The following is a 26,923-nucleotide window of genomic DNA, read 5'->3' on the forward strand; positions in this document are numbered from 1 at the left end:
GTAGGGAGCAGGGAGTAGGGAAGAACTAACCTCTTGTCTCTCCTTCTTTCCCTAGCCCCTAACTCCTAGCCCCTAGCCCCTAATTCTTATGTCGCGTAAAAATGAAACAGTGCTTCTGCTACTATCGCTACTAATTACGCTCGGATTAGTAGGGGGAGGAGCTTTACTATTCAGTAATTTTTTTGGCAAATCGTTTGTCGGTATTGGAGATCGATCTAACTCGACTGCTACAGATGGTACTTCTGCAACTGGAAAACCAATTAGTTTTGGCGAGAAAACGTTATTTTCAGGGAAGATATTACCAGCAAAACAGGAAGGAATAGAGGCGATCGCGGCTCGAAATTGGAGTGTTGCAACCGAGAAATTGCAAGCAGCATTAACACAAAATCGCAACGATCCCGAGACCCTAATTTTCCTTAACAATGCCAAGATAGGCGCTCGCAAAAGTTACGCAATTGCTGTTGTCGTTCCCACTGGTACTAGTCCTAATGGGAGTTTGGAAGTTCTACGTGGCGTTGCGCAGGCACAAACAGAAACAAATCAAACTGGGAATATTAATGGCGTTCCCTTGAAAGTGGCGATCGTCAACGACAACAATCAAGAAGACCAAGCTCGACAAGTTGCTTCAACTTTGGTTAACACTCCTGAAATTTTGGCAGTTATCGGTCACTGGGCAAGTCAAGTCACCCTTGCCGTTGCACCTATATATGATGAGGGAAAGTTAGTCGCGATCTCTCCTGTCAGTACTTCTGTTAAACTTTCCGGCATCAGTCCCTACATTTTTCGTACCGTTCCCAGCGATTATATTGCTGCAAGAGCTTTGGCAAATTATATGCTGACCAATTTACAGCAAAAGAATGCTGCTGTTTTTTTCAATCCCCAAAGTGCTTACAGCCAATCCTTAAAATCTGAGTTTGTCACAGCGGTTCTGCTTGGAGGTGGGAAAGTCACATCTGAGTTTGACTTATCAGACCCTAGTTTTAGCCCAGCTAACAGCATTAACCAAGCCATCAAGCAAGGGGCAAAAGTCCTGATGTTAGCACCTAACACTGGGTCTAGTACTAGCATTATCGACAAAGCCCTACAGGTCGTGCAAGTAAACCGCAGACGATTGCAACTTCTAGGTGGCGATGCCATTTACAACTCAACCACGCTTGAAGTCGCGGGAGACGCGGCTGTGGATATGGTAGTTGCTATTCCGTGGGATATTGATACCGATCCGAAATCTCAGTTCGTGCGTCAGTCACGACAGTTTTGGGGAGCTGAGGTCAACTGGCGTACTGCTCTTGCCTACAATGCAACCAAGGCTTTGACTGCGGCAATGCAGAAGTCTGCCACTCGTGAAGGGATTCAACAAACTCTTTCCAGTATTGATTTTTCCACTCCTGGCGCAGCTAATCCAGTGCAGTTTCTTCCTTCTGGCGATAGTAACGCATCGGTACAGCTAGTACAAGTCGTGCGTCAAGTCAATACAAGTACTGGCTATGATTTCGTACCAGTGCGACAATAGCAATCTGGGTAGAACCAAACGAAAAAAACTAATGACTTGGGTAGATTTTGCAATTCGCCTGCTACTGGCATTCATTCTCGGTGCGGCAATTGGCAGCGAAAGACAATGGCGGCGAACTCGCTCGGTACTGAAAACAAATGTGTTGGTGTCTCTTGGTGCTGCTATGTTCGTCATGCTCTCGGCAATGATTCCCGGCGATGCCAGTCCTACACGTATAGCAGCCCAAGTTGTCTCTGGGATTGGCTTTTTGGGTGGCGGCGTGATTTTGCGGGAAGGAACCAGCGTGCGCGGACTCAATACCGCAGCTACCCTCTGGTGTGCTGCTGCCGTGGGTAGTTTGGTCGGGGCAGGATTGCTATTTCAAGCTTATTTCGGCACTTTAGCAGTGGTAGGAGCAAATCTACTTTTGCGCCCGATGGTACAGTGGTTTCAACAGTTGGACGAGCAATTGATTACGCACACAAAAGTAGAAACTCGCTATTGCTGTCGCCTCATTTGTTTAACCGAAGACGAAGTAGCTGTGAGGGCTGTGCTACTGGCACAAACTACACCAGGACAAATGATATTGAATGAATTGTCTAGTAAAAATATTAACAGTAAAGATCTCGATAACTTCTCTTCAGTAGAAATCAAGGCAGAATATACTTCCAATGGTCGTAACGATCGATTGATGGAAGAGATTGTCATGCAGTTGCGATCGCAAATAAAAGTGACTGCAATTAAGTGGGAAGTAGTTACAGAAGATACAGATTGAGCAGAGCGCGATCGCCAAACTCTTTACTGCTATAGTTAGGTAAATCTCTTTTACGTATAGGCTCAGACTCAGTAAATTTGCGTAAGTAATTTCACGGTTAAAATCAGCTGCATTATATTTTTTCCGTAAAATTACGGTTGGTACGCAAGTAGTTGTGGCTCTATTTTGTTTGGTTATGGGTCAAATCAAATATGATTTTATCTATTATGTTAAAAAACTAACTCTCAAGCTGTAGCTTTGTGTGTGGGCGTTGATCTCGTACTATTATTGCGATCGCCCAAAGTGCTGTTGTTAAAAAGAATATGATTTAGCTCCTTATAGATTCTTCGACATCTGGGCTGTACCAAGTCATGGCGATACAGAAAATATGAGGCTGGGAAAGTTGTCTAGAAATGTCTAACAATACTTGATTTAATTCCTGTTCCAAACTTTATGTTGCAAAGCAAAAAAAACACTGTCCTGGTTCTCTATCTCATCGCCCTCTGCCTGATCGGACCGCTGATTTTTTGGTTGAGTTATCGCAGTGGTAGAGGAGGGCAACAAGCAAATCAACCATCTCTCAATGGATTGCTCAATCCCCCCAACCGCAACCCAGCTTTGCAAAAACGAATTAGTTTAGGTAATAAAGTTTTATTTACAGCCGACAATAATCCAGACAAACAAGCAGGAGTACAAGCTTTTGCCGCAGGAGATTTTTCCACGGCAGTCACCAAATTTAATGCGGCTTTGCAGGTGAAGCGCAACGATCCCGAAACGTGGATTTATTTAAATAATGCTTCGGCAGCTGCAATTAGCAATACAGTTAAAATCGGTGTTAGCGTTCCTGTAGGAGGTAACTTAAACGTTGCCAGAGAGATGCTGCGGGGCGTGGCACAGGCACAATACGAGATCAATCACAGTGGTGGGATTGGCGGAAAGCTGGTTCAAGTGCAAGTTGCCAATGACGATAATAACCCCATTGTGGTTAAACAGATCGCGGCTGAATTTGCCAACGATCCAGATATTCTCGCAGTAGTAGGACATAACTCTAGCGATGCATCCATCGCCGCTGCTCCCATCTATCAAAAAAGCGGTTTGGTGATGATTTCGCCCACTAGCGTAGCGCGAAACTTAAGTGGAGTTGGTAGATTTATCTTTCGGACTACGCCAAATTCAAGAGCGATCGCAGATGCTTTGGCTAGCTACGTTGTGAAAACAGCACGCAAAACCAGAATTGCGATCTGTGCGGATTCTCAGGCAGAAGCAAGTCGCTCGTTTCAAGAGGAGTTCACTTCTAGCGTGTTTGAAAATGGCGGTTATATCACCAGTACCCCCTGCGATTTTGCTGCTGCTAATTTTAACCCTAGCGAAATTCCCTCTCAAGCAGTCAGCGATGGAGCAGAAGCTTTGCTACTAGCACCAGATGTAAATAGAATGGGTCGTGCAGTGGAAGTAGCGCAAGCAAATCGCAGTCGATTAACTTTGTTCGGCAGCCACACAATGTATACGTACGACACGCTGCAGCAAGGACAAGCCGATGTTAATACTATGGTGCTTTCTGTACCTTGGCATCCTTCTGCTTTCCCCAATAGTTCTTTCATTGCCAATGCTAAGCGGTTTTGGGGTGGGGCGGGTAATTGGCGAACTGCATTGACTTACGATGCAACAATTGCTATTTTTACGGGTTTAAAAGCAAGTACGAATCGCGAACAACTACAGAAGGCTTTATCTAATCCTGGTTTTATGTTTAAAGGGGCAACTGGGATAGTCAAGTTTTTACCGTCAGGCGATCGCCAAGAATCAGGAACTCTAGTTAGAGTTCAGCCTGGTAGATACTCCGGCACGGGTTACGATTTTACTCCCTTACCTAGTTCGGTTGACACGAGCCTTCGTTGATCGAGAGACGACGCAGAGAAGTTCTATGCAGAGTTTCTATTACCTAAATAAATACAACCATAGGGGAATTACCAGTGGTAGCAAAACCGTACTGAGAACGATCGTACTTGCAGCTAGCGGACGATTGAGGTTGTACTCTTCTGCTAAAATCGCATTGGCGAAAGCACTTGGCATTCCAGACATCAAGACTAAAGCCAAGCGTGCTTCGTGGGGAAATCCTAAGAATGTTATCACCATTCCTGCCAAAATAGGTAAAACAAATGTCTTGATCGTACTTGGAATAATCGCCCTTCGTAAATTTTGAATTCCTTGAAGCCGTGATAATTGCATCCCAATCAACAAGAAAGCTCCAGGTACGACTAAATAGATTATTGCCTGAAGTAAGGGATCGATGAAACTGACAATTTGCCAAGGTTTACTGTAGTAACCCAGCGCAAAAGCCCATAAAGCAGGAACGCGCAAAATGTCTCGCCATGCAGCTTTCCATTTATTATTTGCTGGGGTTTGCCCAAAATAACTTGCTAAAAATACTCCCAGTCCGTAACTACCAATTAGATTGTGCGTTACGCCATACAACACTACCCAAACTAAATAGTCTTGACTGACAAAAGCTGGAACGATCGCTAACCCGATGAAGCCGGTGTTTCCCAAAATTGAAGCGAGGACAAAACTACCTTGTTCAGCGCGATCGCTAGGATAGAAACTATCGGACAATTGTTTTACCCATGAAACCGAGCGGTACTGAGTCAGTTGTTTGAGTAGCTGCAAACTGACATAAGCTAAGCCCAAACCCAACAGCAATATTGCAATTGTCAAGATTGGAGGCAACCAAATCGATTGCGATAAATTTGACTTGCGCGTCAGTACTAAAATTTGCAACGGTACGCCCAGCCAGTAAAGAAGGCGACCTAGCAAATTGGGAAAGGAACGAGGAATTATTTCTCTTCGGAATAAGAATGCACCCAGACTCGTACAAAAAACGCTTGCTGTAATTTCTATCATCAGTTTCGTTCTATCTCAACAGCACCCATGAACTAATAATTCAAAATTCAGAGTTTCAAGTTAAATCGCGATCGATTGGTTTAGTTTCGCTACTATTACGTAACAATTTAAACTCCGAGCGCGTAACAATTAAAATTAACCCAACGAACAAATCTGTCCCTGTATCAAGCCCCAATTTATAGCCTTTTTAGCAGTTCTGCGCGGATACACAGAAGCTAAAAAGCTAATTGTTGGATTCTACTCAGCCGTGCAGCAAAAATACTGCAACCAAAGGTACAGTAAAATTACGATAAATCTCAAAGCTATTCCATAACACTAAGAACAATTAAAATTTTGATGAATAAAATTAAAACGCCAGATTAACTCTCCTAAAATAAAACTTTTGAATACATCGAATAAAAAAAGAACACTTCGATCGACTCTGAAATGTCTTGTCAGATTTTAACTACAGTAATTCAATATAGTTATACAGCGATGAAAGTTTTAGCGAGCTAGTAGCTAGCGATCGCTGTAAATATTTTTGAAAAAATTAATTTAGCCATTTAATTTATTTGATAGTTCTAGCGTTATTGCGAGCGTAGTTTGCTCTAAGTCGCAAGTATAAAATTGTACTTTTCTGTTGATTGTATGCAGTTAGAGCAATTTCAAAATGCGCTTCTTTCATGATTAATAATATTTCGTATCAGTTAACACAATTTATAGTAGTGCGATCGCAATATCACAGAATAAATCTAAGTTTTGGCAATTCATTATTTAGCGATAGAAGTATGAAAGACATTAGTAAAACTGCGGCAAAACCAAATACAAATTCTAGCTCTATGACAAAACTTACCAAAGCTATGTCTACCTTTGAATTGACTAGCAAACAACAACAATTCCAGCAGTATCAACAGCAACTAGAACAACAGCAACAGCAATTAATTATTCAGCAGCAACAACTAGAGCAACTCACAGCCGAACTAGCTGCTTTAAGAAATAATCGTCCCCAGCCTACATGGAGCGTTCGATTTAACTCGACTCGACTCAAAAATTTCTTGGCTAAAATTCACGGCAGCTCTAAATATCAACCCCGCTTTCCTTTAAAACAAATTGTTTTTTCTTACATAGGTAGTTTTATTGGCATTGCCGCGCTAGCTTACATCAGCGTTAGTACGCATTATCCTCTGATCGCAGCTCCTTTTGGAGCGGCTGCCGTTTTATTATTTGCTGCACCCGATAGTCCTCTAGCACAGCCACGCAACTGTATTGTAGGCAATTTTCTCGGCGGATTAGTCAGCTTAATTATGGTACATTTATTCGGCTCAGAACCTTGGGTTATGGCTTTAGCTGTTGCTACAGCAATCAAAGTCATGCAACTGACAAAAACTCTCCATCCACCAGGAGGAGCGGTTGCTTTAGTAGGAGTGATGAGCCGTGCTGAATGGAGTTTTCTGTTTACACCAGTATTAGCAGGTTCAATTGTTTTAGTCTTTTGTACTTTTGTTTTTAACAATCTCATGCCAGGTAGAACTTATCCAAAACACTGGCTGTAATCTGTAGAAGGAGACAGGAGATAAAAGATCGGAGACAGAAGTAAGAAAAGTAGCTGTGGAACAAGCATCAATCGATGCTATACATGCAGAAACTTTTCTGATGAACAGCTTGGTTCTTTTAGTAAAATAATCTAATATCCACTTCTGACTCTTCTTTATTAAAAAAGCTTACGATTCAGGAAATTAATTATGAGTCAGATATATCCAAAAAGAAAACGAGCCGTTATAGTAATTTTAGCTACAATTTTTGCTGCGGGGATAGTCACAGTAACTCCTGCAATGAATTTAGAATTATTCAAGCAAATATTTTTGACGGTTGCTGATGTTGCTATGTGTACTGTCGTCTGGGATATATACTTTGATGAGGAGCTTGCAACCAAGGATACTAAATCTATACTTTTAGAATTAGGACTGATTAGTATAATTTGTGCCGTTACTGCATTCATTACTGCGAAAGCAGTTTTAGCTTTACTAGGAAGATTAATTATATTAGTAGGAGCATTTGGCTGGGTTATGGCGGGAATAATTGCTAGCGTAACTACAGCGATTTTGGGTATAGCTTGGTTATTTTACTGCGACGATCTTTACAGACACTCTAACCACTAGGTTAAATAAGTCGTAATTCGTAATTCGTAAGTCGTAAGTAAGAAACTCTTACCCTTACCCATATTCTCATGACCAACGATCGTGACTTTGTATAGTTGTGTGTATACTATTTGTGCCAAAAGCCACTAAATATATATAGTTAATCGTCCTGACAAGATTAAGGTTAGGTTATGATAAGACAGACATAAGAGTTCAATTCATCATAAGACAATCGCTTGAATTAGAGGCGATCTCACAGGGATGCAACACTGCTTTGCTGCGTGGATAATCTGTACGCAAGCAAGTATATGTTGCACTTATTACAGCGCTTATTATTCTGTTATGTCGTCGCAAAAAAATGAAACAGATGTTCTCGTTCTGACTCTGTTGATCGTAGCTGGGGGTTTAGCTGGCGGTTTTTGGTGGCTGACGAGAAATTCTAGCACTAGTGTCGAACTCAGCGATCCTCAGCCAAGATCGATTTCCACCCCCAACACATCCGATATAACTTCAGATCCAGAATTGAGTGGCTCAAGTTTTAGCGGTGTTTCAGGCATTCCTAAAGGGTTATTCAGCTATGGTGGTAGTACTTCTTGGGCGGCAATTCGACAAGCGATCGATCCGCAAATTAGAGCAGCTTATCCAGAATTTCAGTTACGGTTTGTAGAACCGACAAATGCTTCCCCAGGAACCAGTATTGGTATTCGGATGCTGATTGAAGGTAGGCTTACCTTTGCTCAGTCGTCTCGACCCTTACAAGATCGAGAGGTATCTCGCGCTCAGCAAAGAGGATTTAATTTAAAAGAAATTCCGGTAGCAATTGACGGTTTAGCGATCGCAGTTCACCCCAGCCTAAATATACCAGGACTAACCTTGGCACAGCTTAAAGCAATTTATACTGGGAAGGCAAATAACTGGAAACAACTCGGTGGTCCTAACCTGCCGATTCAACCTTATTCCCGTCCGATGAGCGAGGGTGGTACGGTCGAGCTTTTCATACAGGATGTTCTAGCAGGTCAAGCATTAGCTGCCAACGTTGAATTTGTCGGTACGACAACTCAAGCTTTACAAAAGCTAGCTAGTAACCGTGGCGGAATTTACTACGCCTCGGCTCCAGAAATCGTACCTCAGTGTAGGATTAGACCCTTACCGCTAGGTCGTCAATCAGGGCAATTTACTCCTCCCTACCAAGAACCTTTAGTAACAGCGAATAACTGTCCTCAGCGGCGCAATCAGCTCAATACCGATGCTTTTCAAACCGGACAATATCCTCTGACACGCAACTTGTACGTTGTCGTCAAGCAGGATGACGATTTAGCACAGCAAGCAGGAGAAGCTTATGCTAAGTTACTGCTGACGCAACAAGGACAGTCGGCGATCGCCAATGCTGGATTTGTGCGAATGCGATAATGAGGGGTTAGGAGTTAGGAGTGAGGGAAAGAGAGACAAATGACAGGAAAGACTTTAGTTTCTCAATCACAGCTCTTGTGATATTCAATACCCTCGCTCCTCGCTCCTCACTCCTCTGTAACTAACTCGCTCGATTGATTGAATCGGCTGGCAAACAGATGAGGTTATCTTCTTGAGCGATAAGTAAACCGCGTTGACGTAGCTTACCCATTAAACGAGTTACGGTAACTCGCGTCGAACCGATCGCACTACCAATTTGGGCGTGCGTCAGCGTAAACGGTAGAGAGTATCCGCGCAGAATCTCGGGGTCTTCTTCACTTGTCGCAGGTTGCCCATATTCTTCTACCAGCAGGGTTAAGAATCCCAAGAGACGATCGATCGTCCGTCGCTGTCCTAAAGCACTCAGCCACAGTAACTTGCGCTGATGTTGGTAGCGAAATGCATCGAGAACTTCCCGCCGAAAGTGGGGCCAGTTATCCAAGTCATGCCAGTACATCCACACGACTAAAGTGGGTTCTACGTGGGCATAAGCTTGGAGCGTAAACGGAGATTGGGCAACAATTTCAAACGGCTGTCCAGCGCCAACAAAGCCTAAAAAAGCTTCTTCAGGTGTTCTGTTGATGCGCCGAGATGATAGCTGACTAGTTGCGCTAACTTGAGCTGTACCTACAAGTCGCACAGCACCTCTTTGAACGAGATAGAGCAGTCCAGGTCGAGCTGGAATGCGTTCGTCTTTACTAAAAGAGCGAACGCGATAGTGTTCCTGCGCCCAGTCAAGAATCCGTTGCCAGGTTAAAAATGGTCTTTGTGACTCTGGAGAAGCGGATGGGGAATGCATAATTTGCAGCAGTTGGCGATAGACGAAACGTCACTGTGAAGCTCAGCCATTGCCAAATTGGTTGGCAGATGAACTTTACTCCTCAAACCAGTAATAGCGATCGTAGCTAAGCGAACTTAGCTATAGATTTGTTTTATTTGTCTTGCAACACAATCCTAGTATTCTCAATCACTCAATTACTTAATCAAGTCTCCTGCTTTTCAGTTTTTTTATCCGTATAGTTCATGTTTAAAACAACAGATAAGTGTAAACAATCAAACCAGGGCATTGCAAGTAACAGTTGTACAAATGATTGTAGTTGAGCTAGGGAAAATTGTGACAAAATATTGTCAACAACATAGGACTGAGTTTTTTTGTACCGTAAATCTACTGAAATCACCAGATTTTTTAGCGAAAGCTCATAAATCTTTCAGTACGATCGCGGATGAACGAACGCTCCAGTAATAGTAAATTTTGCTAGGGCATAGTCTTCTCAAGCAGCCATTCAAAAAATAGGGGTTAAGCAATTCGTTTGCATGGAACCTTGGTAAATCCCCCAGGTAGGGATAGGGATTTTAACTATAAATTAAACGTGAATCACCGATCGCCTCCATTAGCTGAGTTAACACCTAAGCAAGCGCTGTTACAGCAGATACAAGCAGCGCTAAGTTTGTATATATTAGACACTCCATCCTTGACAGATCGCAAAAGTTATTTTCCTTTACAGTTATCTAAACAGCGTCCGGTTGTTTACAGGTGCGCGATCGCATTTAAATTAAGTCAACTTGTCAACTCCCCAACTATAGAAGTTGCGCAATCTATATCGCAGCTAATTGCCCAACAAAACCATCAACAAAACTTGATTTTTCAAGTTGTTTCCCCAGGGTGGATCGACTTAGAATTAACTCAACCCAGTCTGGCTGCTTGGTTGCAACACTGGATTGGGACACTACCCAGTTTAGGGAGTAGGGAGCGCTTCGGTGCAGGGAGCAGGGGAGACAAGGGAGCAAAAAACAACCGTCAACCGTTAACTGTCAACCGTCAATTACCAATTACCAATTCCCTCTTTCCCATTCAGTACGCTCATGCTCGTTGTTGTTCTCTATTGAAAATGGCTCATGGGGAGAACATAATTACAATTAAGTCAAAAAACTCTGACATTAAGTCTTCATGTCTACAAGTCATATCACCTCAACCTATTCCTTGGTTGAGTGAAGCAAAAATTTGTTTGTATCACCCATCCGAGTTAAATTTACTCATCGAATCGATCGCAGTATTAGACGAGCTTTATTGTCCCGCGCCTACTCGTAAGTCTTTAAATTGGTTGAAAGTAGCTCTGAATCTGAGTCAAGCTTTTCAAACTTTTTATAGTCAATGTCGCATTTGGGGAGAGGTCAAAAATCAAAATCTCAACTTAGCACAAGGGCGACTTGGCTTAGTAGCGATCGCTCAATCTCTATTCAGAATACTCTTAGTAGAAGTACTAAATAGTTGCGCACCCTTAGAACTGTGAACTAGCGAACAGTATAAAACTGGTAACAGGTAACAGGTCACCGGTCACTGTCAAAGGCATCTTGCTCTATAGGCAAATCTTATCTGTCTTTGGGTAGAAATTAGCGTTCAAGGGGGTGACAAATCAAGAACATTACTCTAATATAAGGGTGTGTGAGGAGCGAACCAGTCAGGACACCAAGACGAAACACGGACAGTCGTTGGTGTCCTTTCTGATTTTTGGTCATTCGTCGTTAGTAGAACACTCGCCAATGACAAATGACTGATTTAAAGTAAGAATTTTTCAATTGCAACTGCAACACCATTTTGCTCGACGCTAGGCGCTACCCACTGAGCGATCGCCTGTACGTCAGATGGAGCATTACCCATCGCTACACCGATCCCCGCATACTCTAACATCTCTACATCGTTAAAGTTGTCACCAATTGCCATCACGTTAGCAGCAGCGATTCCCAGGAGTTCTTCAGCTAAGTAACGCACGCCTACACCCTTATTGATCGAAGGGTTGGTTGCTTCAAAGAAGGTAGCAACGGATTTAGTCAGGTATAGTTCAGCAGGAGTATATTGCTGGCGCAGACTGCTGAGTAAGTTATCAATGATTTCGGTGTCGTCGCACAGCGCTAATACTTTCGTTGGTTCTGTTGTTAAAGCTTGGCGTAAATCTCCCACCGCGATCGCTTCAATCCCAGAGCGTTCGGAGTAAAGTCGGGTTTCGGAAGTCAGTTCGCGCACGTAGAGGCGATCGTTAATATAGAAATGAACCGAAAGCAGCGATCGCAATTCAGGTTGCTCGAAATAATCTAGCAGTTGAATTGCTGTTTGCTTGGCAACAGTCCAATGACGGTGCATCTTCTGGGTAGCTGGATCTTGAATCCAAGCACCTTGATAGGCAAGTAAGGGCAAAGTCGAATCTATCTCATGATGGAAACGCAAAGCAGAACGATACATTCGTCCTGTTGCTACAGCCACTTGTATGCCTTTTGCCCGCACCGCTTGAATCGCTTTTTTAACTTTGGTATTAATTTGATTTGACTTACCCGCGATCGTCCCATCAATATCGAGGACGAGTAATTTAATTTCTTGGTTCATAACGGGGAGTCAGTTATCAGTTATCAGTTATCAGTGTAGAGTCGTTACATGTAACATCTGTACAAGGCGATCGGGAAACCGTAGGGGCGGGTTTAGCACAAGAAACTTGTAGTCAAAACCCGCCTGTACAGAAGTAATTCCGAATTCCGAATTCTCCCTTGTTCTTTCTAAGGCGTAGTTGGAGTAGGCGTATCTGATGCAGGTGCATCTGGCGCGGGAGCAGTTTGTTCGGGGATTGCAGGGTTAGTCAGAGCCGGAGATGGTACTGGTTGTTGTAATTGACCTTGGGGAATAAAATTAGGTGCAAAATCCAAAGGGCGATCGCCTGCACTAATACAAGTTTCCATTGCTTGAGTAGGAGCTAACTCATTAATTTCTCGCCGCAATCCAACGACACATTCAGCATAACGAATTGGTAATAAACTGCGACCGCAAAAATCTAGTACTCCTGGTACGGGCTGCCCTTGGCTATTTTCGCTAATGCCAACTACACATCTCGACAACTCTACAGGTCGGCGGGCTTGCGTGCAAGTCGCTAAAGCATCTTGGGCAGAAATTTCTGTCTGCCCCTCAATTCTCGTCACGCAACGAGCGACATCCTTCGGGTAAAGCGCCCCCGCACAGGCTCTTGCTGCTGCTTCCGGTGAAACTCCAGAATTGAGCATTCGCCCCGTACAAGCACGATAGCCATTGCGTAAAGAGTCAGTGACAATTTCAGCCCCAGTTGCAGGGAAACTGCTACCGATCCAACCGGCGATCGCCAACGAGCCAGCCACTAAATACATTGTTTTCCCCATAACACTCCCACCAAGAAATTTGTAAATAACTACAATTTGAGGGTATCAGTTATCAGTGAAGCGAGGGAGCAGGGAGCAGGGAGTAGGGAGCAGCGATCGAAGCCAGTGACCGAATTTTGTTGGCTGCGATCGCCATTCACTCTTGACCCCTCATCCCTCGTTTGCACTACAGTTTAGCATCCCTAGATTTCTTAGTTATCAGTGGTGCGTGGTGCCTGTTGATGCGGGTGTAGGGTGTGGGGTGTGGAGATTTTAAATTTCTTTCTCCGCGACTCTGCCCCAGCTCCCGATCGCTCCCGATCGCTCCCTCAGCTTCCCCTGCTCCCTGCTCCCTACTCCCTGTTAGGGCTTTTCAGATACCACTTTTTAGATTTATAATTGTAGTTTTGGAATAGTTCGCGCAGAATTAAGCAGAGGAAGATTGAATGTCCCGCTATCGAGGACCAAGACTAAGAGTTGTTCGTCGCCTGGGCGATCTGCCAGGTTTGACTCGGAAAAATGCCAGACGCTCCTACCCACCTGGACAACACGGACAGGCTCGCAAGAAGCGTTCTGAGTATGCTATTCGTTTGGAAGAAAAGCAAAAGCTCCGCTTTAACTACGGCTTGACTGAAAAGCAGTTGCTGCGTTACGTGCGGCGGGCAAGAAGAGTGACTGGCTCTACCGGACAAGTGCTGTTGCAACTGTTGGAAATGCGTTTGGATAATACCGTTTTTCGCATGGGTATGGCTCCCACAATCCCAGCAGCGCGGCAGCTAGTCAATCACGGTCACGTTATGGTAAACGGTCGTGAAGTTAATATCGCTAGCTATCAATGTCGTCCAGGGGAAGTCATTGGGATTAAAAATAAAGCGCAATCGCGGCAGTTAGTAGAAAATAATCTCCAGTATCCTGGTTTAGCAAACCTACCCAGCCACCTCGAATTTGATAAGAATAAGCTGGAAGGTAAAGTTAACAGCGTGATTGAGCGCGAATGGGTCGCCCTGCAAGTGAACGAACTGTTGGTAGTTGAATACTACTCCAGACAGGCTTAATTTCGATGGCTGCACTCGTGCGGCTGCGGTGCGCCATTGACGATCCTATGATTAAGTTTTGTAATTTTTAATATCAAGCCCTCCGATTCCGTCAATTGGAGGGCTTGTTGATTTTTACCCGTTTGATTAGGGGGCGGCGCACAGAAATTGGGGGTAGGGGCGCACGGCTATGCGCCCCTACTTCTACCCGCCAATTTGCGACATGGTACGGGCATAAGTTCCGGCAGATGTTCCAGATTCTCTTTGTTTGTAATTAATATCCGATTTCAGGGTAAGTAGTTGGGCTACTCGATCGCGAATTTCAGTAGTAGGAACGCCAGCGCGCAGAGCAGATTTAAGGTCAATTTGTCCCATTTCGTTGAGCAGACAGGGACGCAGCCAGCCATCGGCAGACAGACGCATCCGATTGCAGCGATCGCAAAAACATTCTGACATTTGGCTGATAAATCCCAGCGTCCCTTTTGCCCCAGGAATTTGAAATACGTCAGCAGGTCCATTACCCCGCACTTGCGACTCGACTAAACCGTAAGCCTCGCAGATGCGCTGGCGTAACTCAGCCGAAGCAACCCAACCGCGATCGCCAAACAGTTGTGAGTTACCGATGGGCATAAATTCAATAAACCGGACGTGCCAGTAACGAGTTAGGGTAAGGGCAGCTAAATCTAAGACTTCGCAATCATTTACCCCAGGAATCACGACGACATTCAATTTCAAGGGGTCGAAACCCACCCGATGCGCGGCGAGAATGCCGTCCCAAACCTGCTGCCAACGGGAACGTCCGCGACTGCCCACAATGCGATCGAACACTTCAGGATCGAGGGAGTCGAGGCTGATATTGATCCGTCTTAACCCGGCATCGTAGAGATTTTGTGCCTTGTTTGCCAACAAAAATGCGTTTGTTGTCATCGCCAGGTCTTGAGTTTGAGGTAGAGTTGCGATCGCTCGGACAATTTCTACAACCTGCGGATGCAGTAACGGTTCGCCGCCAGTCAATCGAAATCGCGTAAACCCTACTGGAATGAATACCTCGCGAATTAAAGTTAGCAATTCCTCAGCCGTCAATAGCTGCTGTCGCAAAATATAATCCAGCTCTGCACCTTCGGGCATACAATACTGACACCGAAAATTACAGCGGTCGATTAAGCTAATTCGGAGGTAATCTACTTTATTCATGCTGCTGATTCGGTTGAGAAAACAGGAGTGGGAGAGTGGGAGTCGGGAGTCGGAGGTGACGACTCACTACTCACTACTCACCACTCACTACTCACCTTTATTGTGCAGAATTAGTTGCGCTTGTTGCAGGCTCCTCTGTAACTAATTGCGGTTTCCGTAGGTGAAGGCGCAAAACTTGGGTAAGAGGCTGGCTGCGCGGTTCGCGGACGAAAATTAAGGGAAATAAAGCAAGTAAGCGCACAATAGTAGAAATAATAAACACTCCAGGTAGACCACCGATCGCATCTAAACTTGTGAGTTGGCTGCCTACAGTTGTTCCCAAAGCGCCAAATACACCAGCAGTAGCAGCAGCGATCGCAAAATAACTGGAAGGATGGGACTTGGGTGCTAATTCCATTTGGATATTGTTACTACACAAGTCAATTGCTGCCCACAGGGAACCTTTAACCAGGTGAATGAGCGGCAACCACAACCACAGCGATAATAAGTTATTTCCGCTTCCCAGCCAAAATAAAGGTAAAACTCCGACTAAAATCCCTACCATCAACAATAAGGGACGATTCCCCAGACGATCGGCTAGCTTACCCCAAACAAGCAACATCACTAAGTTTGTGGCTGCATGGAGACTCGTATATAAAGACACCCAATTGAGGTCTAGTTTTAAATTGTCTAGCAAATATAGGTTATAAAACGGCACGATTAAGTTAACCGCAAATGCCCACAAACCGAAGTACAGTAGAAATTTGACGAAATTTAAATCTCGGAACAAGCTAAAAATTGGCGGCGGTTGTATGACTTCTGCTACTGCTAAAGAATTCATTTTTGGCGACGATAACAGCGACGGTGGTGGCAATTGGGGATTAACATCGACCATGAAATTTTGACACGCCAAACTAAGGATTCCTGCAATGATTCCTAATCCCAAAACGATACCGTATCCCTGAATAGTGCTACCAGGCAGAATCGAAATTGTCAATCCTGCTAGAGGTACGGCGATTAAAGTCGTCAAACTTGCTGCACTATTGCGAAAGCCAAAATATCGACCCCGCAAGCGATGGGGGACTAAAGCCGCCATCCAGCTCAACCAAGAGGAAGTCCCCAAGCCTGCCAGAACATTGCTTGCGAAAATTGTCACCAAAGTTAAACTGACTAATTGGTGAGAGTTAGTATTAAACCAAACAATCCAACAAATACCTGCGATGGGAATTAACCATAACAGTCGTGCGGGGATAAAAGTCCACCAACAAAAAAAGTGACGGCTGCTACTTCGTTCGGCTAAGTATGCTCCTAATGGTTGTAGTAAACTCGTCAGCATTGGAATCGAAGAGAGCATCCCAACTTCTAAAGGATTTGCCCCCAACTGAAGCAAAAAGTTAGTTAGTAAAACACCACTGGTAACGCTCGAAAAGATAGCAGCAAAGACACCATCGATAGTAGAAGCCTTGAGGCTAGTCCGAAGGACGGGCTTGGAAATTATAGGCGGCTGGTGGGTGGTGGTTAATTCTGTTGCAGCCGCTAGAGGTTGCGTATTGCTGAGAGCTGACAAGGTTTCTACAAGAGTTGAGTAAATAGTGAGTTTATGCGATCGCGCTCTGCTAACTTAACATTTTCCAACGCCTATAATTAGCGGGTGAAAATAGCCGTTTAGCAGCGTTTCGAGCAGCATAAGCTAGACCGAAAGAGAGAGGCAAGTGTCAGGGGTAAGAAAGATTTTGTTATTGGTCATTTGTTGTTCGTCATTGGTCATTTGTTGTTGGCGATCGGGCGACAGTTCAACTATTCTGAAATTTGTAGAGTAGAGGAAACTTATGTATATGGGTATGGTTTTCAATGCCCCTTGGGATAAGTCACTCATTTTCAGTACGATTCTCTTCAGCGCTATTTTGCTAGGGATAGCTTTAATTGGTGTGTTGGTGGGAGAGGAACGAAGCAATTTTCTCTGGCTACTAGCAATGGTTGTATTGCCGTTGGTAATTCTTATTGCATCGGCGCTGTTCGGTGTCAGAGGGTACAAACTAACAAATAACGCGCTTTACATTCAGCGCTTTGGCTGGAACTCTCGGATTCCATTGACGCAATTAATCGATGCTGAAAGCAATCCGCACGCGATGGACAACTCGCTACGGACGTGGGGCAATGGGGGATTATTTGGGATAACTGGATGGTTTCGCAACGATCGCCTCGGTTCCTATCAAGCTTATGCTACCGATCCCCTGCGATCGGTTGTCTTGAGATTTCCGCAACGCACGATCGTCCTAACTCCAGACAATCCAGAACAATTTGTGAGAGCAGTGTTAGCGCGGCAAATGATGTAGGTAAGTCAAAAGTTACAAGTTAAAAGTCAAAATCAGCCACTCACTACTTACAAATGACGAATGACAAATGACCAATGACACTTTATCGAACTAACTGAGCCACAGTTGCCAAAAGTTCTTGGTGCGATCGCGATTTATTGATATAGTCGCTTGCACCTAATTCCATTGCTGCCGTCCGATTTTCTGCATCAGTGTTAGCAGTCAAAATTAAAAAGGGAATACGGGTGAAACTTGAAGATTGACGACAGTAGTGGAGTAATTCCAAGCCATTCATTTCTGGCATTTCTAAATCGCAGACGATCGCCTTCAAATCGGGATGCGATCGCAATTGTGTCATTGCTTCACGACCGTTATCTGCTTGTACCACTTGATATCCAGCCTGTTGTAGCGTCAGCGCTAGAGTTTGTCGCCAAGTAAGAGAATCATCGACTAACAAGATTTTTGCTCCCACAGCAGTTGGTTCCGATTGCAGTTGCGGGATTGAAAGCATAGGCGTAACGCTATTGAGTAAACTGCTATCCCGATCTCTCCTCACCTGCCCCATGCCCTGAGTTACTTGTCGCTCTAATACGTACTTTGCTAAAGCAGTACTGTCAATCGCGAGGGTAAGTTTGCCATCAGCCAAAATACTACCACCATAAACATAGCTAGGCGGAACGATCATCGGGTCTAGCGGTCGAATCACCAATTCTTGTTCGCCGATCGCGTGGTCTATTTCTACTGCTATAAGTTGGTCTTGGTAGCGTAGCAATACAATGCGTCCTTGTAGAGTGGTTGGACTATCGACAGGAGCCGTTAGCGGTGCAAAATAGGGCAAAATTCCTTTCAGGGGTAAAACAGGAATTAACTGTTCTGCATTTGCTTCACCCCATCGCAATACCTTACCTCCCCGCCAAGGGCGCAACTGTTCTGGTTGAGGGAGTAAGATTTGCTCGATCGCGCTACCAAGTAAAGCATAGGTAGTAGAACCAACCTGACAGAGAAATAATTTCGCAATTGTCAAACTTAAGGGAATTTGGAGGATGAAAGTCGTACCGCGTTGGGGTTGAGAATAAACTGCGATCGCCCCTTGGAGAGATTGTAACTGGGCGCGAACTACGTCTAGTCCCACACCTCTTCCAGAAAGGTTGTTCACCTGAGCCGCAGTCGAAAAGCCTGGTTCAAAAATAAAATCCATCAGCTGAACTTCGCTGAGACTGCTAGCGTCAACTGGCGAAACTAAACTCATTTCGAGCGCTCGTTGGCGAATGCGATCGTAATTGAGTCCTTGCCCGTCATCTTGGATTTCAATTGTCAGGTGACTGCCTTGATGAAAAGCACGAATGGCAATTCGACCCGTTGACGCTTTCCCCAATTGCGATCGCCTGGACTTAGGCTCAATACCATGATCGAAGGCATTGCGTACCAAATGCAAAAGGGGGTCGTAAAGTTTTTCAGCGACGGCTTTGTCTATTAATACCTCTTTACCGCTGAACTTCAGCCTTACAGACTTGTTGTGTAGAGTTTCTAGTTGTCTCAAAATTGGAGGCAGGCGATCGAAAACAACGCTGACAGGAATAACTCTCGCCGTCAAAAACTCATCTCGCACGCTATTTAACAAGCGACTTTGTTTTTCCAACATCTGGCTAGACTGACGAGTATAAATATCAATGTCATCCCCAGTTGCTTGCAGTTGCGCTCCATTTGCTAATAAAGATTGCACCAACACGGCAAGTTTACTAGAACGGTCTTTTTCCTGTAAGTCCAAGCGCTGCTTTAGTTCTAGCAACATTTGCTGTTGCTGTTGGATTAATTCAAGTAACTCCTGCACCCCGCCTTGTAGTTTTTCATCCTGTAAAGTCTGGCGGTTTTGATTTGTCAGCAATTCGCCAATAGAATAATTCAGACGCTCTAAATGCCCGACGTTAACTCTGACTGTATCCGACATAGCTGCATCTCTTTTCGCTAAAGATGAAGGCGGCGACACCGATCGTTCGGAGTTAGTATTGGTTGCTGCGGTGGCTGTCTCTGATGGCTCTGATGGTTCTGCTTCCCCATCGTCTACAGGTTCGGCGAGCGTCCAGATTGACTCTAGTAAAGAGTCTTCATCTTTGGGGGTGGTAATTGGTAATTGGTAATTGGTAGTTGGTAATTGGTGGTGGTGGTATTTTCTCCCCATCCTCCCCAGCCTCCCCAACTCCCCAGCTCTCTTCTCTCCCTCAGCTCCCTCAGCTTCCCCAACCCCCAGCTCTCTTCTCCCCTGCTCCCTGCACCGAAGCGCTCCCTGCTCCCTTTACTAATTCCAACAACTGCACCGAAGGACTCCCGCCGCCACCGCGATCGCCTGCTAGGATGGATACTTGCCCTTGTTGAAAGTCTGCTAGGGCTATTTGGGCAATGGTTATCGCTTTGTCGGGATAGCAAGCCAAAGCTGCGAGCGCCGCACTCGCGATCGCCCCAAATCCTGGTAAATTTAAAGACTCTGCCAAGCCCAAAAACACTTCGGCTTGAGTTTGCAGCGCGATCGCGATCGTCTCCACTTCCCCACCTGCTAAAGCGCGATCGATCTCTGCCAAGCGTTGAGCGACTCCAACTTCAAAAATAGATTTGGTGACATCAAACCCCAATTCATCTGAGTTAGGAATTTCAACTTCTGGCGCGAAATTAACTCCTAGTTTTGCTTGCAATTCGCTAAAAACTGCGGCAGCGCGATCGAAGACTTCGGCATCATGGTTGTGGCTGCCAGTAATTTCTGCCATCAAAGGGGTACGCAAGCAGTCATAAGCTTCAAATAGTAAGGCTTCCGTTTCGCGATCGAGCGTGACTTCCGGTCGGCACAGGTGGCGGAAAATGTCTTCAAAAGAGTGTGCAAGCTGCCTTATACTGTCCAAGCCAACACAAGCCGCCGAACCTTTAAGCGTGTGAGTTGCCCGCATTAAAGTATGAACTTTATTCATACTCCACTCGGCTTTCAGATTCAATAATTCCTCTTCCAAAATTTGTAGCAACTGCGGTGCTTCTTGGAGAAAGTAAGCATAGCTTTGTTCGTGGAGCGAGTCGTTCATACTAGGGGTGAGGAGTTAGGAGTTATGAGTTGGAGAGAGACAAGGGAGACGCGGGAAGTCGTAAGTCGTAAGTCGTAAGTCCGACAAGGGGACAAGGGGACAAGGAAGCTTTTCTTCCCCAGCTCAAGAGCTGCTCTCTTCTCCCCGACTTCCGACTGCCAACTCCTTACTCCCGGCTCACAATAAACTTACTAGCACTGGCTTGCAGTTCTTGTGACATGATGAGTAATTCGTGGAAGGCGATAGATAGCAGGGTGGCATCGTCGGAGGTTTTGGTAGCAATATTTGCCACTTCGGATACGGCTTGAGTGACGGACTGGGACTGCTGAGTTTGCGATTGGGTAGCTTGATTAATCCCGGCGACGAGTTGACCGATTTCAGCAGTGGCTTCCACGATCGCGGTGAGGCTTTGGCGGGTATCGCTGACTAAATGACTGCTAGCGATCGCCTGTTGCACGCCTGTTTCCATTGCTTGACTGACTTGCGCCGTGCTTGCTTGAATCTCTTGCACGAGCTTGCCAATTTCTGTGGTTGCCGTGGCTGACTGACGGGCAAGCGATCGCACTTCATCGGCAACTACAGCAAAGCCTCGACCGTATTCTCCGGCTCTAGTCGCTTCAATCGCGGCGTTGAGGGCGAGAAGTTGAGTTTGAGTCGTAAAGTTGCCGATCGCGTCTACGGCTTTGGAAATCTTTTGCGAGGAGGCACTCAAGCGCTGGATTAATTGGCTGGTTTCTGCTACTGTTTCTCGCAAGGCAAGAATCCCCTCCACCGTGCGGTTCATTGCCGCATCCCCTTGCCGTACGGTCTGGTGGGTGCGTTGCGCTGCTTTTTCTACCTGTGCGGCATCGGCAGCTACAACTGTGGTAGCATCGACCATCGCTTGAATTTCGCTCATGGCACGCTGCAACGCTGTCAATTGTTGTTGTGCTTGTATCGTCAGTGCTGACATTGCCGATTCGCTATTTTGGGAAGTCTGGCTCACTTGTGTCGATGCCGTTTGTAATTGCGTGACAATTCGCCGCAGGCTTTGCAAGGTGTTATTGTAAGCATCGGCGATCGTCCCGACTTCATCATCTGTGATGGGAGCGCGGACTGTCAGATCGCCATTTAGAGCGGGGCGCACGGCAACGAGTAGCTGCATCGCCCTTTGCTGAAGTTGTTCTTTGGCTACTTTTTCCCTTTGGACGAGTTGTTGCAACTGTTCTGTCTGAGTGCGAATTTGTTCTAGATAATTTACTTTTTGTAACGCTGCGCCGACTTGGTTGCCTACTTGTGCTAAAGCACTGACTTCTGTTTCTTCCCATTCACGGGGCGCAGAATTCTGATAGGCTGCGAGTAAACCCCAGAGTTCCTGCTGAACGAAGACGGGGACGATCGCGTAGGCTCTGGCTTCCATTTGCTCTAGCAGCTCCACATGACAAGCAGAGTGTCCTACTGTATAAATGTCGTTTACAGCTATAGTCCCGCCTTGGCGATAGCGTCCGCCTTGGGTGTCTTGTAAGTGGCTGTCTTCAATTACGGGTAAGACTTCTAGCAAGCTACTCCACCCAGCAGCCGCGGATTCTGCCACAAACTCTCCGCCCCAGTCAGGCTTGAATTTATACAAAACTACGCGCTCGGCTGCCAGCATTTGCCGCACTTCTTTAGGAATAATTTTATAAATTGCCGACTCCGTATCGAGCGATCGCAATAAGCGACTGGTAATTCGAGTCACAGCTTGTTCTATAGTTGCCGCACGGCTCAATTTTGCCGATGTTGCTTGGACTTGCTGTAATGCTTCTGCCTGTTGTAGCGCAATCCCCAACGGGTTACGTACTTGCAGCATAATTTCTATTTCCTCTGCTTGCCAGTGGCGCGCTCCAGAATTTTGATAGGCAGCCAACAAGCCCCACAGCTTATCCCCTTGATAAACTGGTATGGTGATGTAGGCTCTGGCTTGGAATTTATCGAGCAATTCCATATAGCAAGCAGAAAACTCGGCAGCGTAAACATCATCGACTTGAAGATATTGCTTGTCTCGCAGCGAACTACCCTTGGTGGCTTGCAAAAAGGTATCACCAACGGTATTCGATCCTGGCGCAGGTATATCTTTGACGACACAGCCTTCATCTTCCGTCAAGTTATGCTGGAGGCTATCGTCTTGTTTTTGCGCTTCTAGTAGCGATCGCCACCCAGGAGCGATGGATTCCGCTACAAACTCCCCACTCCAATCGGAGTTGAAGCGATAGATCGCGACTCGATCTGCTTTGAGTAATTGGCGTAATTCGTAGGTTGTAGTTCTAAATATATTATTGATATTCAAAGACTGCCGGATCTTATCGATAATCCGAGTCACGGTACGTTCCCGTTCGGCAGCTTGGGCAATTCGATCGGCTTGAGACTGCAATTGCTGACGGACTTCTGCCTGTTGCAAAGCAATTGCCAGAGGATTGCTCAGTTGCAGCATGATATTGACTTCCCCGTCTTGCCAGTGGCGGGAACCAGAATTTTGATAAGCAGCTAGCAGTCCCCACAGTTTCGTATCTTGGAAAATGGGAACGATGACATATGCCCGCGCCTGGTATTTCTCTAAACTGGCGATATAACAGGGAGAAAATCCCGCCGTGTAGATATCATCCACACGCTTAAATTTTTCCCCTCTGGCGTAGCCACCACCTTTGGTATCTTGCAAATAGGTATCGGCATCGGCGTTAGGAGCATACGCCGTTAAGTTTCTTAACGTACAGCGGTCTTGGGTGGCTCGATCGCTTTTTAAAACCTCGTCTCCCTCCTGCGCTTCAATAACCGAAACCCAGCCAGCAGCGACGGACTCCGCAATAAATTCCCCACACCAGTCGGGATTGAAACGATAAATTGCCACTCGATCTGCTTTGAGTAACTGGCGTAATTCTTGCGTAGTCGTGCGGAATATACTGCCAATGTCGGGGGAACCCTGAATTTTTTCAATCACCCGCGCTAAGACTTTTTGCTGTTCGCCGAGCGATCGCAAAAGAATCTTGTATTCTTCTGGTTGTACGAGTAGGGCTAATTCAGTGGCAACTCGATCCAGCAGACTGATTTCGCTTTCCGTCCAACTACGAGGACTCTGGCATTGCTGCGCCACCAACAGACCCCATCCTCCCTCTGGCAAAGCAATCGGGACGCTTAAGCTAGCACAAACTTGAAACCGTTCTAGCAATTGAATTTGATAGGGACTCAAGGAAGCTTGATAAATATCTGCTAGAGCGATCGCGGGCGAGTGTTGGTATGCTTGTAAATTTTCTGCCCCAAACATCCGCACTGCTAGAGTTTCCCCCAAACTCGGGGTAAAATCTCCCACCATTGCCTCCGCTAAAACAACACCTTTTTCCTCATCCAAAAAACGATAAATTAATACTCGGTCGGCTTGCAGATACTGACACACCAGATGAGCTGTCGTTGGTAACAGTCCGTCTTCTGCTGCTGCTTGTCGCATAACGCTGGCGATCGCGCTCAATCGTTGCCGTTCGCTTTTGAAGCTACTAGCAGTTGCTACAGTCTGGTCTTTCATCCCCATTTGAAGCATTTGTGCCAACTGCTCCAGATGGAGAAACTTAGCTCTAGCTTCCGGTACATTCAACAATCCCGCTTGTTCTAATTCTGCTTTCATGGCATTGACTAGTGCGGTAGGTTGAGTTGCATCTGCAACTGTGTCACTCGCAGACTGCTGCGTGCTATCTAAAGATGGCAGTATTTTTGTGCTACCGCGATATTGTTGTCTCTGCTCTGGCAGTTCCTGTTCTTGCTTAAATAAATTTTTAAATTGCATTAGTTGTTAGTTGTTAGTTGTTAGTTGTTAGAAAAGTGAGTCTTCCTATCTTCTGTCTTCTCATTTTTGACTTTTGACTTTTGACTTTTGATTTTTGACTTCTCTCCTATCCCCTATGCAGCTGCCACATCGGACAACGGGCGATCGCCTCGGGTTCTAGGACTACAGCATCGGCTTGAGGCAAGTATCCTTGTAAAAAGGGTAAGGTTTTGGCAGCAAATAAACTTGCTGTTGCTGGTTGAATCTGGCTCGGATCGTGCCATTCGATATCCTGCACTTGCGATACCACTAGACCCATTGACTGTCCTTCAATCTGCATGACGATCGCCCTCAGCGGGACGCTGGCGATTTCTGAGGCGATCAGGGGTGGATAGTCGAGCAAGAGATTCAGATCGACTAGCCACAGCATTTTTCCCCGCCAGTTACAAATGCCCAAAATGCATTCAGGCATGGCGGGTACGGGTAATATTTCTGCTAATACAATTTGTATAACTTCGGCAACGTGAATTAAAGCCAGCAAACCGCTATCTTGGGAGCCGAGGCGACAGCGGAGAAACTTTTCCTGGGAGGATGGTGCTACTCCATCCAGTCGCGAAGAACTCGTTTTAGCTAGAGAATCAAGTATCTCCATAAGTTCTCTAAAACTATAAAATAAACTGTTGGATGACTTGCAGTAATTGTTGTTGGTCTACTGGTTTAGCTATGTAAGCATTTGCACCTAACATAGAACCCCACAGGCGATCGACTTCCGTACCTTTGGAAGAACAAATCACGATCGGGATTTTCTTGGTTGCATCATTTGTTTTCAAGCTGTGACAGAGTTCAAATCCACTTTGACCAGGTAAAATCACATCCAAGATCACCAAGTCTGGTGTTTGCAATCTTAGCTGTGCCTCGGCTTCTTCACCGCTTTGCACGCCAATTACCGTTAATCCTATTTGTCTGAGATAGCGGGTTAATAGTTCGGCATCAGTTAAACTATCTTCTACTAACAAAACTGTACTCACAAACTCTCTCCTACCAATTGCTCCAATTCAATTGTCCCGCTTAGCACCCCCACTCGCGACAACAAGGTACGGTCGATTTCAATCAATTCCATATTCCATCGCTGGTTTCTCGTCCGCAAGGCGAGTATTTTGAGCGCCGAATTCTAAATATTTTCTCACCACGTTGAGGATTTTCGGCGCTTCGATCGGTTTTGAGATAAACTCTGTCGATCGCACGACTTTGGCACGGACGCGATCGACGATCCCGTCGTTACTGGTTAAAATAATCGCTGGTGTATCTTTCAATACAGAAGTTCGGCGGATTTGGGCGCAAATTTCGTAACCGTTGGCGATCGGCATCACCAAATCTAAGAAAATTAAACTAGGTTTATGTTCTAAAAGCATTGGTAGGGCAAGCACGGAGTCTTGCAAGCTGATGTATCGATAGCCTGCTTGGGTGAGAATTCTGCCTAACAACTGGCTATCTCTGGGACTGTCATCAATATAGGCTATGAGAGGACTCGTCGTCTTTGGCTGTGCGGTAGAAGACTGGGAACCTCTCTTGATGATGTGTTCCAGCTTCTCGCCAATATCTCCCACTTCAATCGACTTCATCCAGCCGCGCCGGATATAGGGGAGTAGAGATTGGGTGAGTAATATAGGGTCTTGTCGCAATCTCAAGGCTAAATCTCGCAGCGTTCGCTTACCATCTACCATCGATACCAGACTGCGGTAGACTACGGGTGAAGATTGTTGCTGCAATTCTTCGCGCTGCCAGATCAACGGAGCCACATTTGGTGAAAACTCTTCTAGTCCCGCCTGACACCATTTCTGCCAAGCCTGCTTTGCTTGCTGCCAAGAACGATCTGGAGAGAGAAAAACTAAAGGCGAAGTATATAAGTTTTCTTCGGGAGTAAAAGTATAGCTCAGGGGCGGAAGGGAGCGATCGCGCAGCCACTGTTCCTGTTGCAGAATATCAAATAAGACTTCTGCGACGCTACCTTGAACCACTGATACCATTTGTTGGCGCAGGATCTCTCGCTTGCTCATCAATGCAGCTAAAAACTCATAATCGTCGCCGCGATATTTTTGTTCTTGGTAAAGGTGGATCGGATCGACTTGAATTTGAGGGCAATACTGCGCTAACTGACGCAGCCAGCGTCGCCGGGGATGCAGGCGGAGTGCATCCCCAATGAGATGACCCAAGTGAAAATACAAACTCCACTGCTGCCGTCCATTGGAGTCTTGAATCTTCAACCTACCGTTCCTTAATTGCCCTTGGCTCCAAGCTTGTAGCCAGTTGTTTAGTTTCACTGTATATAAATGACTCTCAGTCATTGCCGATTCCATGTGGCAGATGCTTGTGTTGGTTGGTAGTTGGTATGTGACAATCTCGTTCGTGTTGACGCGAGATACTCGCGCCGACTTACCTTCTCGGTAGAGCAGGTCAGCATCAAATGCTACTTGCTGAATCGAGCGCTTCTACTGCTGGCATTTCACTCCATCGACTCGGTTACTAATTCTGATTAACTAAGAATAAGAGAATTTGTGAATACTTAATAGTACTAGAAGCAAATTGTCAATTGCCAGTAATAATCTTTAGAAAATTAAGCTATTTGCAGATTTATATCGCTTATCGCTCTTGACTTTTTCATAGAGCATAAAGTCTAAGCGCTCCTGAAGTCAAGCAGTTGTCCC

General features: G+C 45.6%; 21 protein-coding genes. 9 read left to right on the top strand and 12 right to left on the bottom strand.

Translation table 11 applies throughout. From position 1 onward, the window contains the following. Positions 1 to 88: 88 nt before the first annotated feature. From N4J56_RS28165 to N4J56_RS28175, 3 genes are all read left to right on the top strand, one after another. Complete coding sequence (locus N4J56_RS28165; protein ID WP_317109438.1) at positions 89 to 1,510, top strand: ABC transporter substrate-binding protein; 1,422 nt, start codon at positions 89 to 91, stop codon at positions 1,508 to 1,510. A gap of 31 nt (positions 1,511 to 1,541) precedes the next feature. Continuing rightward, on the top strand, positions 1,542 to 2,264 hold the full coding sequence (locus N4J56_RS28170; RefSeq protein WP_317109439.1) for an MgtC/SapB family protein: 723 nt from the start codon (positions 1,542 to 1,544) through the stop codon (positions 2,262 to 2,264). A 432-nt stretch (positions 2,265 to 2,696) separates the two neighbouring features. Next, complete coding sequence (locus tag N4J56_RS28175) at positions 2,697 to 4,139, top strand: ABC transporter substrate-binding protein (protein WP_317109440.1); 1,443 nt, start codon at positions 2,697 to 2,699, stop codon at positions 4,137 to 4,139. Between the two features lie 39 nt (positions 4,140 to 4,178). On the opposite strand, the gene N4J56_RS28180 is transcribed toward N4J56_RS28175, so the two are convergent. Further along, positions 4,179 to 5,141, bottom strand: a complete 963-nt coding sequence (locus N4J56_RS28180) for an AEC family transporter (RefSeq protein WP_317109441.1) — start codon at positions 5,139 to 5,141, stop codon at positions 4,179 to 4,181. Positions 5,142 to 5,908: 767 nt separating this feature from the next. Here N4J56_RS28180 and N4J56_RS28185 point away from each other — a divergent pair. From N4J56_RS28185 to N4J56_RS28195, 3 genes are all read left to right on the top strand, one after another. Beyond that, positions 5,909 to 6,673: an HPP family protein gene (locus tag N4J56_RS28185; RefSeq protein WP_317109443.1), complete on the top strand. Its 765-nt coding sequence runs from the start codon at positions 5,909 to 5,911 to the stop codon at positions 6,671 to 6,673. 189 nt (positions 6,674 to 6,862) lie between these two features. Next, on the top strand, positions 6,863 to 7,279 hold the full coding sequence (locus N4J56_RS28190) for a hypothetical protein (RefSeq protein WP_317109445.1): 417 nt from the start codon (positions 6,863 to 6,865) through the stop codon (positions 7,277 to 7,279). 321 nt (positions 7,280 to 7,600) lie between these two features. After that, entirely contained in the window at positions 7,601 to 8,668 is a 1,068-nt protein-coding gene (locus tag N4J56_RS28195; RefSeq protein ID WP_317109446.1) for a PstS family phosphate ABC transporter substrate-binding protein, read from the top strand. 121 nt (positions 8,669 to 8,789) lie between these two features. Here the strand turns inward: N4J56_RS28195 and N4J56_RS28200 are convergent, their stop codons facing one another. Continuing rightward, positions 8,790 to 9,506: a Crp/Fnr family transcriptional regulator gene (locus N4J56_RS28200; RefSeq protein WP_015157330.1), complete on the bottom strand. Its 717-nt coding sequence runs from the start codon at positions 9,504 to 9,506 to the stop codon at positions 8,790 to 8,792. Between the two features lie 571 nt (positions 9,507 to 10,077). Here N4J56_RS28200 and N4J56_RS28205 point away from each other — a divergent pair. Then, positions 10,078 to 10,998, top strand: coding sequence for a DALR anticodon-binding domain-containing protein (locus N4J56_RS28205; RefSeq protein ID WP_317109448.1), 921 nt, complete (start codon positions 10,078 to 10,080; stop codon positions 10,996 to 10,998). Between the two features lie 266 nt (positions 10,999 to 11,264). Here the strand turns inward: N4J56_RS28205 and N4J56_RS28210 are convergent, their stop codons facing one another. Further along, entirely contained in the window at positions 11,265 to 12,086 is an 822-nt protein-coding gene (locus N4J56_RS28210; protein ID WP_317109450.1) for a Cof-type HAD-IIB family hydrolase, read from the bottom strand. 167 nt (positions 12,087 to 12,253) lie between these two features. Beyond that, the gene (locus N4J56_RS28215; RefSeq protein WP_317109452.1) at positions 12,254 to 12,883 is read right to left on the bottom strand and encodes a hypothetical protein; all 630 of its coding nucleotides are present in this window, start codon (positions 12,881 to 12,883) and stop codon (positions 12,254 to 12,256) included. Between the two features lie 425 nt (positions 12,884 to 13,308). Here N4J56_RS28215 and rpsD point away from each other — a divergent pair, with 425 nt between their 5' ends. Further along, the gene (gene rpsD / locus N4J56_RS28220) at positions 13,309 to 13,917 is read left to right on the top strand and encodes a 30S ribosomal protein S4 (RefSeq protein ID WP_015157326.1); all 609 of its coding nucleotides are present in this window, start codon (positions 13,309 to 13,311) and stop codon (positions 13,915 to 13,917) included. Between the two features lie 183 nt (positions 13,918 to 14,100). Here the strand turns inward: rpsD and moaA are convergent, their stop codons facing one another. Continuing rightward, complete coding sequence (gene moaA / locus N4J56_RS28225) at positions 14,101 to 15,090, bottom strand: GTP 3',8-cyclase MoaA (RefSeq protein WP_317109453.1); 990 nt, start codon at positions 15,088 to 15,090, stop codon at positions 14,101 to 14,103. A gap of 97 nt (positions 15,091 to 15,187) precedes the next feature. Next, positions 15,188 to 16,636, bottom strand: coding sequence for an MFS transporter (locus N4J56_RS28230; RefSeq protein WP_317109454.1), 1,449 nt, complete (start codon positions 16,634 to 16,636; stop codon positions 15,188 to 15,190). A gap of 268 nt (positions 16,637 to 16,904) precedes the next feature. On the opposite strand from N4J56_RS28230, the gene N4J56_RS28235 reads away from it, so the two are divergent. Continuing rightward, positions 16,905 to 17,405: a PH domain-containing protein gene (locus N4J56_RS28235; protein WP_317109455.1), complete on the top strand. Its 501-nt coding sequence runs from the start codon at positions 16,905 to 16,907 to the stop codon at positions 17,403 to 17,405. Between the two features lie 82 nt (positions 17,406 to 17,487). Here N4J56_RS28235 and N4J56_RS28240 read toward each other — a convergent pair whose 3' ends face one another. From N4J56_RS28240 to N4J56_RS28265, 6 genes are all read right to left on the bottom strand, one after another. Next, complete coding sequence (locus N4J56_RS28240) at positions 17,488 to 19,563, bottom strand: hybrid sensor histidine kinase/response regulator (protein ID WP_317109456.1); 2,076 nt, start codon at positions 19,561 to 19,563, stop codon at positions 17,488 to 17,490. A 49-nt stretch (positions 19,564 to 19,612) separates the two neighbouring features. Next, entirely contained in the window at positions 19,613 to 20,449 is an 837-nt protein-coding gene (locus N4J56_RS28245; protein WP_317109458.1) for an Hpt domain-containing protein, read from the bottom strand. 166 nt (positions 20,450 to 20,615) lie between these two features. Then, complete coding sequence (locus tag N4J56_RS28250) at positions 20,616 to 24,239, bottom strand: GAF domain-containing protein (protein ID WP_317109460.1); 3,624 nt, start codon at positions 24,237 to 24,239, stop codon at positions 20,616 to 20,618. 106 nt (positions 24,240 to 24,345) lie between these two features. After that, a complete protein-coding gene (locus N4J56_RS28255; RefSeq protein ID WP_317109461.1) occupies positions 24,346 to 24,870 on the bottom strand; it encodes a chemotaxis protein CheW in 525 nt (174 codons plus the stop codon). A gap of 13 nt (positions 24,871 to 24,883) precedes the next feature. Next, on the bottom strand, positions 24,884 to 25,246 hold the full coding sequence (locus N4J56_RS28260; RefSeq protein ID WP_015157319.1) for a response regulator transcription factor: 363 nt from the start codon (positions 25,244 to 25,246) through the stop codon (positions 24,884 to 24,886). A 78-nt stretch (positions 25,247 to 25,324) separates the two neighbouring features. Further along, on the bottom strand, positions 25,325 to 26,563 hold the full coding sequence (locus N4J56_RS28265) for a response regulator (RefSeq protein ID WP_317109463.1): 1,239 nt from the start codon (positions 26,561 to 26,563) through the stop codon (positions 25,325 to 25,327). Positions 26,564 to 26,923: the final 360 nt, after the last annotated feature.

The organism is Chroococcidiopsis sp. SAG 2025 (genome assembly GCF_032860985.1).
Taxonomy (GTDB): domain Bacteria; phylum Cyanobacteriota; class Cyanobacteriia; order Cyanobacteriales; family Chroococcidiopsidaceae; genus Chroococcidiopsis.